At 67.6% G+C, this 15,480-nt stretch carries 15 protein-coding genes; 9 read left to right on the top strand and 6 right to left on the bottom strand.

The genetic code is table 11. The features are described from left to right. The first annotated feature begins 18 nt into the window (after nt 1–18). Nucleotides 19–1,497 carry an amidohydrolase family protein gene (locus ABD970_RS09050; RefSeq protein WP_345295156.1) on the top strand — a complete coding sequence of 493 codons (1,479 nt, stop codon included), beginning with the start codon at nt 19–21 and terminating at the stop codon, nt 1,495–1,497. A gap of 15 nt (nt 1,498–1,512) precedes the next feature. Here ABD970_RS09050 and ABD970_RS09045 read toward each other — a convergent pair whose 3' ends face one another. From ABD970_RS09045 to ykgO, 5 genes are all read right to left on the bottom strand, one after another. Continuing rightward, a complete protein-coding gene (locus ABD970_RS09045) occupies nt 1,513–2,754 on the bottom strand; it encodes a TraB/GumN family protein (RefSeq protein ID WP_345295697.1) in 1,242 nt (413 codons plus the stop codon). A gap of 4 nt (nt 2,755–2,758) precedes the next feature. Next, nucleotides 2,759–3,646, bottom strand: coding sequence for a carbon-nitrogen hydrolase (locus tag ABD970_RS09040; protein WP_345295155.1), 888 nt, complete (start codon nt 3,644–3,646; stop codon nt 2,759–2,761). A gap of 100 nt (nt 3,647–3,746) precedes the next feature. Then, a complete protein-coding gene (locus ABD970_RS09035; RefSeq protein WP_345295154.1) occupies nt 3,747–4,802 on the bottom strand; it encodes an agmatine deiminase family protein in 1,056 nt (351 codons plus the stop codon). Between the two features lie 3 nt (nt 4,803–4,805). Beyond that, a complete protein-coding gene (locus ABD970_RS09030; RefSeq protein WP_345295153.1) occupies nt 4,806–5,132 on the bottom strand; it encodes a hypothetical protein in 327 nt (108 codons plus the stop codon). A gap of 192 nt (nt 5,133–5,324) precedes the next feature. Further along, nucleotides 5,325–5,450 (bottom strand): type B 50S ribosomal protein L36, encoded by a 126-nt coding sequence (ykgO, locus tag ABD970_RS09025; protein WP_029213509.1) that lies wholly within the window; start codon nt 5,448–5,450, stop codon nt 5,325–5,327. Between the two features lie 130 nt (nt 5,451–5,580). Here ykgO and cmk point away from each other — a divergent pair, with 130 nt between their 5' ends. From cmk to galU, 8 genes are all read left to right on the top strand, one after another. Further along, nucleotides 5,581–6,261 (top strand): (d)CMP kinase, encoded by a 681-nt coding sequence (gene cmk, locus ABD970_RS09020; protein WP_345295152.1) that lies wholly within the window; start codon nt 5,581–5,583, stop codon nt 6,259–6,261. Between the two features lie 157 nt (nt 6,262–6,418). Then, complete coding sequence (gene rpsA, locus ABD970_RS09015; RefSeq protein WP_345295151.1) at nt 6,419–8,110, top strand: 30S ribosomal protein S1; 1,692 nt, start codon at nt 6,419–6,421, stop codon at nt 8,108–8,110. 78 nt (nt 8,111–8,188) lie between these two features. Further along, nucleotides 8,189–8,491, top strand: coding sequence for an integration host factor subunit beta (locus tag ABD970_RS09010; RefSeq protein WP_345295150.1), 303 nt, complete (start codon nt 8,189–8,191; stop codon nt 8,489–8,491). Between the two features lie 40 nt (nt 8,492–8,531). Next, on the top strand, nt 8,532–8,789 hold the full coding sequence (locus tag ABD970_RS09005; protein ID WP_345295149.1) for a LapA family protein: 258 nt from the start codon (nt 8,532–8,534) through the stop codon (nt 8,787–8,789). A 3-nt stretch (nt 8,790–8,792) separates the two neighbouring features. Continuing rightward, nucleotides 8,793–9,971: a lipopolysaccharide assembly protein LapB gene (lapB, locus tag ABD970_RS09000; protein WP_345295148.1), complete on the top strand. Its 1,179-nt coding sequence runs from the start codon at nt 8,793–8,795 to the stop codon at nt 9,969–9,971. 35 nt (nt 9,972–10,006) lie between these two features. Next, on the top strand, nt 10,007–10,990 hold the full coding sequence (locus tag ABD970_RS08995; RefSeq protein WP_425563097.1) for an MraY family glycosyltransferase: 984 nt from the start codon (nt 10,007–10,009) through the stop codon (nt 10,988–10,990). Next, complete coding sequence (locus ABD970_RS08990; protein WP_345295146.1) at nt 10,987–12,897, top strand: polysaccharide biosynthesis protein; 1,911 nt, start codon at nt 10,987–10,989, stop codon at nt 12,895–12,897. Before ABD970_RS08995 ends, ABD970_RS08990 begins: the two co-directional genes overlap by 4 nt. Next, on the top strand, nt 12,894–13,796 hold the full coding sequence (galU, locus tag ABD970_RS08985) for a UTP--glucose-1-phosphate uridylyltransferase GalU (protein ID WP_345295145.1): 903 nt from the start codon (nt 12,894–12,896) through the stop codon (nt 13,794–13,796). Before ABD970_RS08990 ends, galU begins: the two co-directional genes overlap by 4 nt. 445 nt (nt 13,797–14,241) lie before the next feature. On the opposite strand, the gene ABD970_RS08980 is transcribed toward galU, so the two are convergent. Then, on the bottom strand, nt 14,242–15,447 hold the full coding sequence (locus ABD970_RS08980) for an acetyl-CoA C-acyltransferase (protein WP_345295144.1): 1,206 nt from the start codon (nt 15,445–15,447) through the stop codon (nt 14,242–14,244). Nucleotides 15,448–15,480: the final 33 nt, after the last annotated feature.

The raw sequence follows: 15,480 nt of genomic DNA, 5'->3' as shown, positions 1-15,480 counted from the left end.
GCCGCGGCAATCGGCGCAGTGGCCGCGATCGGGCTGTTCGCCGGGGCGGTGGCCTGGCCCGAACCCCGACTGGAGCCGGCACGCCCGGCGTCGTTCGCCATCCGCGGCGTGGCCGTGGTCGATGTCGTAGCCGGTGTCGTGCGAACCGAGCAGACGGTGGTCGTGGCGGATGGGCGCATCGCCGCCGTGGGGCCTCGGGAGACCGTCGCGGTGCCGCCGGGACTGCGGGTGGTGGACGGGCGCGCCCGATTCGTGATGCCCGCGCTCTGGGACATGCACACGCATGTCCTGGCGATTTCGCCCCTGCTGGACATGCCCCTGTACGTTGCCTCGGGCGTCACCAGCGTGCGCGACATGCAGGGATGCCCGAGTCCAGGAGATCCCTTCATCGCATGCGGGGACGAGAAACGGCGCTGGAGCCGCGAGGCGGTGTCCGGCGAGCGGGTCGGGCCGCGGATCGTCGAAACCAGCAGCTTCATGGCCAACGGGCCGGGCATGGCGGCGCGGCTCGGCGACGTGCCGGCGTATTTCGACACCGCGACGCCCGCGCAGGCGCGGGCCTTCGTCAGGCACTTCGTCGGCCGGGCGGACACGATCAAGGTCTACGACCGCATCCCGCGGGACGCCTACCTGGCCTTGGCCGACGAAGCCCGGCTGCGCGGGATGGCGGTCGTCGGCCACCGCCCGCATGCCGTCGACGCCATCGAGGCGGCACGTCACCAGCGCAGCCTGGAACATGCCCGGTTCCTGCTCCACGAGTCCTTCGACGGCTCCCAGGCGCTGCGCGAGCGGGCCGGGTCACCGTCGTGGCGGGAGGACAGGCGCGCGATGGTCAACCGGCACGATCCAGCGCGTGCGCGGGAGATCCTGTCCGCGATGCGGGAGGCCGGCACGTTCTACGTCCCGACCCACCTCACCCGTTGGTCGGATGCGTTCGCCCACCTCCCGCGCGTGAGGGAGGACCCCGTGCTGCGCTATGTGCATCCGCTGCTGCAACGCCAATGGCGCGAGGACCTCGACGAGCTGCTGGCGGAGGCGCCGGGGCCCGCAGCGCGGCGCGGTTACCTCGATTTCTACCGCAAGGGCCTCGACCTGACCCTGGAGGCGCAACGCGCCGGCGTCCGCATCATGGTCGGGACGGACTACCTCGCCGCGGGCGTGGACGTGCATCGGGAGCTCGAACAACTGGTGCATGCCGGGCTGACGCCCGCCGAGGCGTTGCGCGCAGCGACCGTGACGCCCGCGGCGTACGCCGGGGAGGCAAGCGAGCGCGGCCAGGTCCTGCGCGGCATGGTCGCCGACCTGGTCTTGCTGGACGCCGATCCGCTCCGCGATATCCGCAATACCCGGCGGATCCGGGGGGTCGTGTTCGCTGGCGCGCTCTACGACGAGGTAGCGGTGCGCGCAATCGACTCCCACGTGGCGCGCAACGCGCGCAGCTGGACCGTGGGGGCGAAGATCATCTGGCGGTTCATCAGGAACCCGGGCGCGTACTGACCCGCTCCGGGCAGCCTAGGCGATCAGCTTCCCGACGATCCGCGCGCCGGCAAGCCAGACCCCGATGCCGGTGCCCAGGTTGGTGAGGATGAAGTTCAGCACCACCCGCGACACGCGGTTGCGGTACCAGCCGCGCAGGCTCTGGGCGTCGTCGCGCAACGACAGGAAATCGCCGTAGGCCGGCTTGCGCAGGTGCAATTCCACCAGGGCGCTGAACATGCCCGACGGCAGGCCCGGCCGGAAGGGCTTCAAGGGCGCTGCGATGGCGCCTGCGAGGATGCTCAGTGGATGCCCGCCGGCCGCCGCGCAGCCGACGGCAGCCAGCCCGGCCGTGATCAGGACCCATTGCAGGAGCAGGTCGGTGCCGACCGCCGCGCCTCCGCGCCAGTACCCCCAGGCGATGCCACCAAGGACCAGGGCAGTGATCGCCAGCGTGAACCAGGGGACCTTCCGCTTCGAGTCCAGGTAGTCGAGTTCGGCCCGCAGCGTCGCAGGGTCCCGTGTCTCGTCCCGCAGGTAGGCGGCCAGGCCCTTCAGATGGCCTGCGCCCACCACCGCCAGCACGCTGGCGGGCCGGTGGTCGACTGCGACCAGGGCGTCTTCGCCCGCCTCGCGCAGCCTTGCGGCCATGTAGCGATCGCGTTCGTCGATCAGGGTGTCGTAGAGCGCCGGGTTGTCCTTGGCGAATTCGCCGAAGCTCGATTCGAGCATGTCGCCCTGCTTGAGCTTCTCGATGTCGTCCGCACCGACCTCGTCGTCGACCAGCAGGCCCGCCAGCAGGCCGCCCATCAGCTTGATGCGCCCGAAGAACCCGAGCTTGGCCGAAATGCGCTTGAAGGTGATGCCGACGTCTCGATCGACAAGGTGCACCGGCAGGTCGCGGTCCCGGGCCTGGTCCACGGCGGCCTTGAGCTCAGCACCCGGCTCGATCCCGAGTTGCTCGGCGAGCCGGCGCTGGTACGCGGCCAGGCCCAGGTTGGCGGCGAACAGCGCCGCCTTGCCTTCGCGGATGACCTTGACGAGGTCCAGCTTGGCCAGGGCGTCGGGGTCGCTCAAGGCCTGCAATCGTTGGGCATCGAGTTCGACCGCCACCGCGTCGAAGCCGCCCTCGGAGATCGCCTCGCGCACGGCCTCAACGCTTTCGCGCGAGACGTGCGCGGTCCCGAGCAAGGTGTAGTGCACGCCGCCGCGCTCCACGATCGCGTGCGGCTGCCCGCGCCAGCCCGGCACCGCGGCTGGCGGGATCTCGACCACCAGCGCGTCAGTCACGGTAGCGCTTCAGCAGGTCGCCATAGGCATCGATGCGTCGGTCCCGCAGGAACGGCCAGATGCGGCGCACGTCCTCGCTGCGCCCGAGGTCCACGTCGCAAACCAGCACCGTCGGTTCGCCGCCCGCCTCGGCGATGAACTCGCCCTGCGGGCCCAGCACGTGGCTGTTGCCCCAGAAATCGATGCCGGCGGCATCGAGCGGGGACTGCTCGTGGCCGACACGGTTGCAGGACAGCACCGGGACGCCATTGGCGACGGCATGGCCGCGATGGCTGGCCACCCAGGCATCGCGCTGGCGCACCTTTTCGTCCTGCGCATCACCCGGGTCCCAGCCGATGGCCGTCGGGTAAAGCAGGATTTCCGCGCCGGCCAACGCCATCAGCCGCGCCGCCTCCGGATACCACTGGTCCCAGCACACAAGCACGCCCAACCGGCCGACGGAGGTGTCGATCGGCTCGAAGCCCAGGTCGCCGGGGGTGAAGTAGAACTTCTCCTGGAACCCGGGGTCGTCGGGGATGTGCATCTTGCGGTACTTGCCGGCCATGCGGCCGTCGGCGTCGAACACCACGGCGGTGTTGTGGTACAGGCCGGCGGCGCGCCGTTCGAACAGCGAGCCGACCAGGACCACGCCGTGCCGTTCGGCCACGGAGGACAGGCGGGCGGTGCTGGGACCGGGGATGGGTTCGGCGCGATCGAACTCTTCCACCGACTCGTGCTGGCAGAAGTAGGCGCCGTTGTGCAGTTCCTGCAGCAGCACCAGCTTCGCGCCCTGCCGGGCGGCTTCGGCCACCCGCTGTTCGATCACGTCCAGGTTGGCGTCGGCGTCGCCGTGGTTCTTTTCCTGGACCAGGGCGACGGGCAGGGTCGTTTGCGTTCTCATCGAGACATTGTAGGGCGGGCTCGCGCCTCGGCTGGCAACGGTTGTGGGAGGGGGGGAGCGGGGGGGATCGAGGAGTGATCCGGCGTGGCGGCTGTCGGGGTCAGTCAGGCGCGACGATGCCTGCGGGAAGCTGCATGGTGATGCAATGCAGGCTGCCGTTTTGCCAGATCAGCGGCCGGCACGGCACCTGGACGATTTCACGGCCGGGAAACGCGTCGGCCAGGACGGCGGCGGCGGCGGCGTCGACCTGCCATCCCTCTTCATCCACCCCGTAGGCCGGCATCATCACGGCTCGATTGATGATGAGGAAGTTGGCGTAACTGGCTGCCAGCCTTCGATTCCGATCGATGATCGGTGGCGCCCAAGGCAACGGAAACAGGCGAAAGGGCGCGCCATCGGGCGTGCGAAACGCAGCCAGTTCGGCCGCCATGGCCTGCAACTCGCCATAGTGCGCATCCGCCGGATCGTCGCAGGCCTGATAAACGATCGCATCGTCCGCGGCGAACCGGGCGAGGGTATCGACGTGGGCATCGGTATCGTCGCCTTCCAGGTAACCGTGGTCGAGCCACAACACGCGCTCCTGCGCGAGCCATTGGCGCAACCGTCCCGAGACGGTCTCCCGTTCGAGTTCCGGATGACGTTCGTGCAGGCAGCGCCACGTGGTCAGCAGCGTGCCGCTGCCATTGGTATCAATGGCGCCGCCTTCCATCGCGAAATCAATGGGTTGCAGGTCACTCTTGACCAGGATTCCCGATGAGGCCAGCCCCTGCACGAGGGCATCATCGCGGCTGGCCTCGAACTTCCCGCCCCAACCGGTGAACCGGAAATCCAGCAGCCGGAACCCGTCGCGGGACACCAGGGTCAGCGGGCCGGAATCGCGCAGCCAGGTGTCGTCGTACGGAATCGAAACGAACCGGACGCGCGCCATGGGGACGCGGGCCGACGACAGGCGTGCGCGGGCGTACGCTTCCACATCGTCGTCCGCGACGCAGACCACGACGTCCTGGAACCGGGTGATGCCCGCGACCAGCGTGATGTAGGTCTCCTCGACCTCTGCCAGCCGCTCGGCCCAGTCGGTGCCGGCATGCGGCCAGGCGAGCAGAACCGCTGACTGCGGCTCCCACTCGGCGGGAAACCGCGCGGACGCGTCTGGCATGGGTCAGCGGATCGCGGGTTTCGGACCGATCTCGCCGGCGACCGCCTGGTTGGCGACGGCGTCGATGACCTTGCTCTTCTCGAAATACACCGTGAACGCGGGGTACTGCCAGCGATGGATGGTCGGCCATTGGCGCTTCTGGCCGCCACGCGGGTCAAGGCGATGGGTCGGCGCGCCGAAACGGGCCTCGACCTGCGCCATGGTCATTCCACGGGCCGGCATCGCGGCCTGGGGCTCCATCTGGACGCGCTCGACGAGCAGGACTTCGGCCGACGCCGTGCCGGCAATCAAGAGTGCGGAGAGGGCAAGTGTGATCAGCGGGCGCTTCATGGCGGACTCCAGGGCGTGCGGACGTCAGACCGCGTTGTACCAGATGGACGCGGCGGAGTCCCGTGAACGCCCATCGTGGCCCCGGTCAATCCCGAGGTGCCCATCACCCCGCTTGGACCAGGGCCGAAGCATGCATCAGGGCGTGCATATGAAAAGGGCCGCATCGCTGCGGCCCTCGTCCGGATCCCGGATTCAGCGCTGGCGCGCCTTGAACCTCGGGTTGGACTTGCAGATCACGAAGACCTTGCCACGGCGACGGACGACCTTGCAGTCGCGGTGACGGGACTTCGCCGATTTCAGGGAGGACAGGACCTTCATGACGAACCTCTGGGGCGGATGGGGCGAGACAGCCGCATATTCTAGCGGGGTTTTCCCCGGAGGTTCAAGCGCTTGCACCTGAAGATCCAGCCTGGTCGCTAGAATGGGGGTCCGCCGCCGGAGTCGCGACATGACTGATGACGTTCCAGTTCTCACCATCGACGGCCCGTCCGGCTCCGGAAAGGGGACCATCAGCCGCGCCGTCGCCCACCGCCTGGGCTGGCATTACCTGGATTCTGGCGCCCTGTACCGGGCCGTCGGCGTGGCGGCGGCCTGGGCCGACCTGGACCTGGACGATCCAGGCGCCCTGGTACGTTGCGCCTTCGATACCGAGATCGACTTCCGGGAAACACCCGATGGCGACCTCCGGGTCCTGGTCAACGGCCACGACGCCACCGACGAGCTGCGCACCGAAACGGCCGGGGCCGCCGCTTCGGCAATCGCCGCCATCCCCGCGGTCCGCACCGCGCTGCGGGACCGCCAGCGGGCTTTCCGGCGCCTGCCGGGGCTGGTTGCCGATGGTCGGGACATGGGGACCGTGATCTTCCCGGATGCCGCCTGGAAAGTCTTCCTGACGGCCAGCGCGGAGGAACGCGCGGAAAGGCGCTATAACCAGTTGAAGAACAAGGGGGTTTCCGTTACATTGGCCGGTCTGCTGCGCGAGATACTCGCCCGCGACGCCCGCGACGCCAGTCGTGCGGTGGCGCCGTTGCGGCCGGCCCCCGAGGCCGTCTGCATCGACACCACCGGACTTGGCATCGACGAGGTGGTCGACAGCGTCCTGGCCCTGTTGCCGGGTCGCGGGGTCTGACTCGAGCGCGGCGGAAAGGTTCCCGGCCGGCAGCCGCCGCCCGGGGTATTCGTCCATCACAACACTCACGGCCGGACGCATCGTGCAGAGGCCAAACACGGGTGGACCGGGGCGCAACCCGCGCGCCGGTCTGTGTCATCAACCGAGACAACTTTCAATGACCGAATCATTCGCAGAACTGTTCGAAGCCAGCCAGACCGACATCGCCAAGCTCAAGCCGGGCGCCATCGTGACCGGCACCGTGGTCCAGGTGCGCAGCGACGTCGTCATCATCAACGCCGGGCTCAAGTCCGAAGGCAGCGTGCCGATCGAGCAGTTCCGTAACGACGACGGCGAGATCGACATCGCCGAAGGCGACACCGTCAAGGTGGCGCTGGAATTCCTGGAGAACGGCTTCGGCGAGACCGTGCTGTCGCGCGAGAAGGCCAAGCGCGCCATGGTGTGGGACGAGCTGGAGGAAGCGCTGGAGAACAACGAGACCATCACCGGCAAGATCTCCGGCAAGGTCAAGGGCGGCTTCACCGTCGACATCAAGGACGTCCGTGCGTTCCTGCCCGGCTCGCTGGTCGACGTGCGCCCCGTGCGCGACCCGGTCTACCTGGAAGGCAAGGAACTCGAGTTCAAGCTCATCAAGCTCGACCGCAAGCGCAACAACGTCGTCGTCTCCCGCCGTGCGGTGGTCGAGAGCGAGCACTCCGAGGAGCGCGAGGCGCTGATGGAGAAGCTGGTCGAGGGCGCGGTGCTCAAGGGCGTCGTCAAGAACCTCACCGACTACGGCGCGTTCGTCGACCTCGGCGGCATCGACGGCCTGCTGCACATCACCGACATGGCCTGGAAGCGCGTGCGCCATCCGTCGGAGGTCGTGGAAGTCGGCCAGGAGCTGGACGTCCGCATCCTCAAGTACGACCGCGAGCGCAACCGCGTCAGCCTCGGCCTCAAGCAGCTGGGCGAGGATCCGTGGGACAACATTTCCCGCCGCTACCCGTCCAACACCCGCGTGTTCGGCAAGGTCTCCAACGTCACGGACTACGGTGCGTTCGTCGAGATCGAGCCGGGCGTCGAGGGCCTGGTCCACGTGTCCGAGATGGACTGGACCAACAAGAACGTCAACCCGTCCAAGGTCGTGCAGGTTGGTGACGAGCTCGAGGTGATGGTCCTGGACGTCGACGAGGAGCGCCGCCGCATCTCGCTGGGCATCAAGCAGGTCACGTCCAACCCGTGGGAGACCTTCGCGGCCATCCACAAGAAGGGCGACAAGGTCGAGGGCCAGATCAAGTCGATCACCGACTTCGGCATCTTCATCGGCCTGGACGGCGGCATCGACGGCCTGATCCACCTGTCCGACATGAGCTGGAACTCCACCGGCGAGGAAGAGGCGCGCGAACTCACCAAGGGCGACACGCTCGAGGCGGTCGTGCTGGCGGTGGATCCGGAGCGCGAGCGCATCAGCCTGGGCGTCAAGCAGCTGGAGCAGGATCCGTTCGGCCAGTTCATGGCCGCGAATCCGCGCGGCACCAAGGTCACCGGCACGGTCAAGGAAGTCGACGCAAAGGGCGCGACCATCGAATTGGCCGACGGCGTGGAAGGCTACGTCGCGGCGCGCGACATCTCCGACCAGCGCGTCGAGGACGCCAGCCAGCACCTGAAGGTGGGCGACACCATCGAAGCCAAGTTCACCGGCATGGATCGCAAGGGCCGTTCTTTGCAGCTCTCGATCAAGGCCAAGGACGAAGCCGAGACGGCCGAGACGCTGGCTGCCTACAACAAGACCTCGGCCGACGCCTCCAGCGGCACCACCAAGCTGGGCGCGCTGCTGCGCGAACAGCTTGATGGCGGCAAGTCCGAGTAAGCGGACAGTTCGCGAATGCACAGGGCGACGACCCGGCGGGGGCCGGGTCGATCGCCGTCAGGGCAGGCAAGGGGACCCATGACCAAATCCGAACTGATCGACATCCTCACGCAGCGCCAGGCGCACCTGAAGGCCGACGACGTCGATCTTGCGGTGAAGTCGCTGCTGGAGATGATGGGCAGCTCGCTGGCCCATGGCGATCGCATCGAGATCCGCGGATTCGGCAGCTTCTCCCTGCATTACCGGCCGCCGCGCACGGGCCGCAATCCCAAGACCGGCGACGCCGTGGCCTTGCCCGGCAAGCACGTCCCCCACTTCAAGCCGGGCAAGGAACTGCGCGAGCGCGTCAGCGACGTCCTGCCCCTGCCGTCGGACGGCTGACCGGCCGCAGGCGGACGCTGCATTCCGCTAAGCTATCGGCATGCGCGTGCTCCGACTCCTTCTCGCTTTCGCAAGCATCGCATTGGGCGTTGCCATCGGCGCCCTGAATCCTCAGGCCGTCACCCTAGACCTGGGTGTCGTGCTGGTGCCCACCACGCTGGGCGTACTGGTCCTGTCGACGCTGCTGCTGGGTGCGATCCTAGGCGGCATCATGCTGGTCGCATCCGTCGTGCTGCCGTTGCGCAGGCGTTTGCACCAGGCCCGGACGGGCGCCGGTCGCGCGTCGGACCGGGACTGAAGCGTGGCCTTCGTCACCGAATGGTTCTGGTTCTTCCTGCTGCTGCCGGTGGCGGCCCTGAGTGGGTGGGTCGTGGGACGGCGGGGTGGCGAACGCCATAGCGATACCCAGGTCAGCCGCCTGTCGACCACCTATTTCCGGGGATTGAACTACCTGCTCAACGAGCAGCCGGACAAGGCGATCGAATTGTTCCTGCACATCGCCGAACTCGACAAGGAAACCTTCGAGACTCAGGTCGCCCTGGGTCACCTGTTCCGGCGCCGCGGCGAGGTGGATCGCGCCATCCGCCTGCACCAGGGGCTGGTGCAACGCCCCGACCTGGACGATGGGCAGAAAGTGCAGGCACTGCTGGCGTTGGGAGAGGACTACATGCGCTCCGGGCTGCTGGACCGCGCCGAAACCGTGTTCTCGGACCTGGCCAAGATCGACCAGCGTGCACCGCAGGCGCTCAAGCACCTGATCGCGATCTACGAAGCCGAACGGGACTGGCCCAAGGCGATCGAGAATGCCACCCGCTTCGAGGCGGCGACGGGCGAACCGATGGGGAAGCTCATCGGCCAGTACGAGTGCGAGCTGGCCGAGCGCCTGCGCGTCGCCGGCGACATGGACGGCGCGCGTGCCGCCGTTGCGCGCGCCTACGCCGCCGATTCAAAGTCGGTTCGCGCGGGCATGATCGAAGGGAGGGTCGAGCTGGAGGCGGGCAACGATGTCGCCGCCATCCGCGCCCTGGAGCGGGCGGCACGCCATGACGCCGACTACCTGCCCGAGTTGCTTCCGGCCTTGCTGTCAGCCTACGAACGCGTGGGCGACGTACCGGGGGCGCGTGCCTTCCTGAGCGAGATGAGCGAGGACTACCGCGGCGTCGCCCCGGTGCTGGCTTTGACGAAACTGGTCGAGGCCGACGAGGGCGTGGCTGCCGCCCGTGGGTACCTGGCCCAGCAGCTCAAGGACCGTCCTTCCGTCCGTGGCGAGGCCGCCCTGATCGAGCTGACGCTGGCAGGTGGCAGCCACCACGAGGAAACACTGCGCGAGCTCGGCCACATCACGGACCAGCTGTTGGTGCGCAATCCGAGCTACCGGTGCGGGCGTTGCGGATTCGGCGCGCGCAGCCACCACTGGCAGTGCCCCAGCTGCAAGGAGTGGGGGACGATCAAGCCCCTGCTCAACTACGCCGTGGTCTGATCGTGCCTGTGGCGGTGGGTCTAGGCGGTTGGTGGATGCTCCATGCGCTGGTCGGAGGCGTCGGGACGTGGCTCGCGCGGCGCTACGCGCTCGGACGCGAACTCATCGACCGACCCGGCGATCGACGCAGCCACGACGTTCCAACCCCCCGCGGGGGCGGCGTGTCCATCGCCGCTTCCGCGCTGGTGGCATTGGGCTGGCTGGCGTGGGACGGAGGCCGTGTGTCCCCGTTCCATGTGGCCGCGGGCGTCGGCCTGGCCCTGGTTGCGGGGGTGGGATGGCTCGACGACCACAAGTCCAGGTCTGCCTGGTTCAGGCTCGCGGGTCACTGCGTCGCGGCCATCGTGCTGGGAGCGGCGGCATGGTCGACAACGGACGATCCAGGGCTGGCCCTGCTCGCGCTGGTCGCGGTCCCGGTGCTGGTCAACGTCTGGAACTTCATGGACGGAATCGATGGCCTTGCGGCGAGCCAGGCGGCCATTGCGGCAGTGGCCTATGCCCTCTACACCGAGGATCCTGTGGTCAGCGCCCTGGCCTGGGCACTCTCCGCCGCGTGCGTCGGCTTCCTGCCGTTCAATTTCCCGCGGGCGAGGATATTCCTGGGGGATGTCGGGAGCGGGGCATTGGGGTTCATGTTGGCCGTCCTGCTGGTTTCGAGCTGCGCAAGCGCGCCTGCAGGGGCTGTCCACTGGCTCGTCTTCTCATTGCCCTTGGCCGCCTTCCTCATTGACGCGGCGTTGACGCTGTCAGGGCGCATGGTGCGGGGCGAGCGCTGGTGGACGGCGCATGTCGAACATGCATACCAGCGGCTGAGTGCCCGCCTGGGCGCCCATTGGCCGGTGACGATGCTCTATGCCGTCTGGTCGACATGTGGAAGCTTGGTCCTTCTTGCCGGGCGCGATAGGGGAGTTGCCATTAACATATGGGCCGCCACCGCATGGTTTGCCCTCGGCATCCTGGCGTGGGGAGGCTTGCAGGCTTGGTTGCGACGAAGAGCGACGCAGGGAAGACACCCATGAATATATGGAAGGACCGGGTCAGGCCCGCGCTGCCGCGCACCGCGATCATCCTGCATGACCTGGCGATGGTGTGGGCGTGCTGGATGGGCCTGCATCTGTTCCGCTATTCGGTGACTGGCCAGGTAGCGCCGCAACCCGTGTGGTCGCTCGAAATCGCGTTGATCCTGGTAGTGCAGGGCGTGATTTTCTGGCGTGTCGGCCTCTATCGCGGCGTTTGGCGATTCGCGAGCATCCCGGACCTGGTCAACATCGTGAAAGCCAGTTCCTTCGGCTTCCTCGCGATCCTGCCGATGCTGTTCTTCGTCTTCGACCGGGCCGACCAGGTGCCGCGCACGGTGATGCTGCTATATCCAATCGTGCTGTCCGCGCTGCTCGGCATGCCGCGCCTGATGTATCGGGCCTGGAAAGACCAGGGATTGGTGCGCACCGACAAGGCGGCGCTTCGCGTGCTGATCCTTGGTGCCGGGCGAGCCGGCGAAGCCCTGGTTCGCGACTTGCGCCGCGCTGGCGCCTACCAGCCCGTTGGTTTCGTCGATGATGCCGTTCAATTGCGTGGGAGCCACCTCCAGGGCATCCCGGTGCTGGGGACGATCGACGAACTGGAGCGCATCGCACCGGAAACGGCGGCACGCCTGCTGGTGATCGCGATGCCCTCGCTGGACGCCACGGCGATGCAGCGAATCGTGGTGGCGTGTGAGCGGACGGGCCTGCCCTTCCGGACCGTGCCCCGGCTGGACGACCTGCTCGAAGGCCGCTCCCTGCCCGGCGAGTTGAAGGAAGTCGCCATCGAGGACCTGCTTGGTCGCCAGCCGGTGACCCCGGACTGGAAGGCGATCCGCGCCTGGCTCGGCGGCAGGAACGTCCTGGTGACGGGTGCAGGCGGCTCCATCGGCGCGGAGCTTTGCAGGCAGTGCGCGCGACATGGGGCGCGCGCCATCACGCTGATCGAAATCGACGAGCTCGCACTGGCCACCACGGAATCCGAATTCCGCCGCGACTTCCCGCACGTCCAATGCATTCCCGTGCTGGGTGACTGCGGCGACCCGGCGGTCATGCGCCACGCGCTTGGCCTGTCCGCGCCCGAAGCCGTTTTCCATGCCGCGGCCTACAAGCAGGTCCCGGTGCTGGAAGGCCAGATGCGCGAGGCCATCCGCAATAACGTCCTGGCCACCGCGGTCGTCGCCGATGAGTCGCTGAAGGCCAACGTCGGCACGTTCGTGCTGATTTCGACCGACAAGGCCGTGGATCCGGTCAACGTCCTGGGTGCGACCAAGCGGCTCGCGGAAATGGTGTGCCAGTCGAAGACGCGCCAAGGCCGGACGCATTTCACGACGGTGCGATTCGGCAACGTACTGGATTCCGCGGGCAGCGTTGTCCCCCTGTTCCGCCAACAGATCCGGAACGGCGGCCCGGTGACGGTGACCGATCCGGACGTGACCCGCTACTTCATGACAATCCCCGAGGCCTGCCAGTTGATCCTGCAGTCCGCGGCGATGGGGCCGATGCAGGCGATCTACACCCTGGACATGGGCGAACCGGTGTCCATCCGCCTGCTGGCCGAGCAGATGATCAGGCTTGCCGGCAAGCATCCGGGCAAGGATGTATCGATCGTCTACACGGGCCTGCGCCCCGGCGAGAAACTGCACGAGACCCTGTTCCACGCCGATGAGCGCTACCGTCCCACCGCGCATCCGAAGATCCTGCAAGCGGAAGCGCGGGACGTCGTTGACGAGCAGATCCGCGGCATTTGCCTTCGGATGCAGCAAGCGGTGGCGGCCTACGACGTGGAGGCGTTGCGGTCGTTGCTTCGCGAGTCGGTGCCGGAGTTTTCTCCGCACTCGGAGAATGTTGCGGCGCAGGCCGCGACTGTCGTGGCATTCCCCAGCAGGTCGATCCGGCATAAATGAAATCACAACGCATCAGAAAGGCGGTCTTCCCGGTCGCTGGGCTGGGGACCCGCTTCCTCCCCGTCACGAAGACGATTCCGAAGGAAATGTTGCCGATCGTAGACCGGCCCTTGATCCAGTACGCGGTGGATGAGGCGGTCGAGGCCGGTTGCGACACCCTGGTGTTCGTCACCAACCGTTACAAGCATGCGGTGGCGGACTATTTCGATACCGCCTACGAACTTGAGCAAAAGCTGGAGCGTGCCGGGAAGCACGAGCAGCTGTCGCTCATCCGCGACGTGTTGCCTGCGGGGGTGCGTGCCGTCTTCGTGACGCAACCGGAAGCCCTGGGTCTTGGTCACGCCGTCCTCTGCGCGAGGCCCATTGTCGGTGACGAGCCCTTCGCGGTCCTGTTGCCGGACGATCTGATCTGGAGTGCTGGTCCTGGTGCCCTGGCCCAAATGGCCGGCCATGCAGAGGCGACCGGCGCCGCGGCGATCGCGGTCCAGAATGTTCCGCGAGCGCAGACTTCCAGCTATGGCATCGTGGCCACGGGTGAGACGGTGGAGCGCGCCGCGCGAGTCACCGGGATCGTGGAGAAGCCCGATCCGGAGGACGCGCCCAGCACCTTGGCCGTCGTGGGCCGCTACATCTTGCCGGGCTCGATTTTCAACCACCTCGAACGGACCCGCCGCGGATCCGGGGGTGAAATCCAGCTGACAGATGCGATCGCGACGCTATTGGCGGAATCACCCGTGGATGCATTCCGTTTCCAGGGCACGCGATTCGATTGCGGGACCCACCTGGGTCTCATCGAGGCGACCATTCGCTATGCTCTCGACCATGAAACGATGAGCGACGCTGCGCGAGAGTTCATGCAGGATGCGCTGGGGGAGCTGGGCGTCGTAGAGCTCGATTGAACGCCCGGATAGGCCGACCAGCCGGACTCGCCGCGCCGGCCACCTCAGGGCCATGAGCCATGTCCGCCGTCAATGGAAAAAACGTCCACGCTCGCTTGCGAGCGCGCCGATGTCGGCAGGGCGCGCCCACGCTTCGAGGTCGCCGTCCAGCCACCAGCCCTGATCGAGTGTGCCGCGGGCTTCGTTGTCGCGGCGGGGGACGCTGCGTAGCGATCCCACCGCGCGCTGGTGGCTTTCGCTGAGTGCCCGCCGATGCCCGTCAGCCCACGGCCGGCACCGCTTCACTGCAGCTGGCCGGATTCATCAGGGCGTGCCCGTGCACCAACCAGCGAGCCGCCGAGGGCAGATGCATCGAGCCAAGGCGGACTTCCGCCTGGCCCGATGCGGTAGGGTGCGCTCCGGACGCTTCGAAAGCCGTGGCCTCTCCTCAGGCAGCGTCCCGCGCCTAGAGCGCTTCGAGAATCCCCGCAGCCCCCATCCCCGTACCGATGCACATCGTCACCATGCCGTACTTGCGCTGGTGCCTGCGCATCCCGTGGACGATGGTCGCCGTGCGAATCGCGCCGGTGGCGCCCAGGGGGTGCCCCAGCGCGATCGCACCGCCCAGCGGGTTGACCTTCTCGATATCCAGCCCGCAGTCGCGGATCACTGCCAGTGATTGCGCCGCGAAGGCCTCGTTCAACTCGATCCAGTCGAGTTGGTCCTGCGTCAGCCCCGCCTGCTTCAGGGCCTTCGGGATCGCCGCGATGGGACCGATGCCCATGACTTCCGGGCGCACGCCGGCGACCGAGAACGAGACGAAGCGGGCCAGCGGCGTCAGGCCATGGTCCTTGATCGCCTGTTCCGATGCGAGCAGGACTGCGGCGGCACCGTCGCTCATCTGCGACGAGTTGCCGGCGGTCACCGTGCCGCCGAACTGGCCGTTGCGAAAGACCGGACGCAGGGCGGCGAGGCCTTCGAGCGAGGTATCGGGACGAGGGCCCTCGTCCCTGGCCACCAGCCGCTTCACCAGGCGCACGGTGTTCCCGGCCAGGTCCGGCTGGTGGGAGATGACTTCCAGAGGCGTGATCTCGTCGTCGAATTCGCCAGCGGCGATCGCCGCCAGGGCCTTCTGGTGGGAGGCGAGGGCGAAGGCATCCTGGTCCTCGCGGGAGACGTTCCACTCCTCGGCCACCTTTTCCGCCGTGATCCCCATGCCGTAGGCAATGGCGACGTTGTCGTCCTTGAACACGGAGGGCGACATCGCGACCTTGTTGCCCATCATCGGCACCATCGACATCGATTCGGTGCCGCCGGCGAGTACCAGGTCGGCATTGCCCAGCCGTATCTGGTCGGCGGCCAATGCCACGGCCTGCAGTCCGGACGAACAGAAGCGGTTGATGGTCTGGGCGGCGACCGTGTCCGGGAGTCCGGCCAGCAGCACGCCGATGCGCGCCACGTTCATGCCTTGCTCGCCTTCGGGCATGGCGCAACCGATGATCGCGTCATCGATCCGGTCCACGTCGACGCCGGGTACCTGCGCGACCACGGCCCTGAGCACGTGCGCGAGCATCTCGTCGGGACGCGTGTTCCGGAACACGCCCTTCGGCGCCTTCCCGACGGGGGTGCGCGTCGCCGCGACGATGTAGGCATCCTGGATCTGTCTGCTCATTCGAATTTCCCTGGTGTGTTTGGTGGACCGGGC

This window comes from Luteimonas vadosa, assembly GCF_039543545.1.
GTDB lineage: Bacteria > Pseudomonadota > Gammaproteobacteria > Xanthomonadales > Xanthomonadaceae > Luteimonas > Luteimonas vadosa.
The sequence above is the reverse complement of the archived record's forward strand: the minus strand, read 5'-3'. Positions and strand labels throughout refer to the sequence as shown.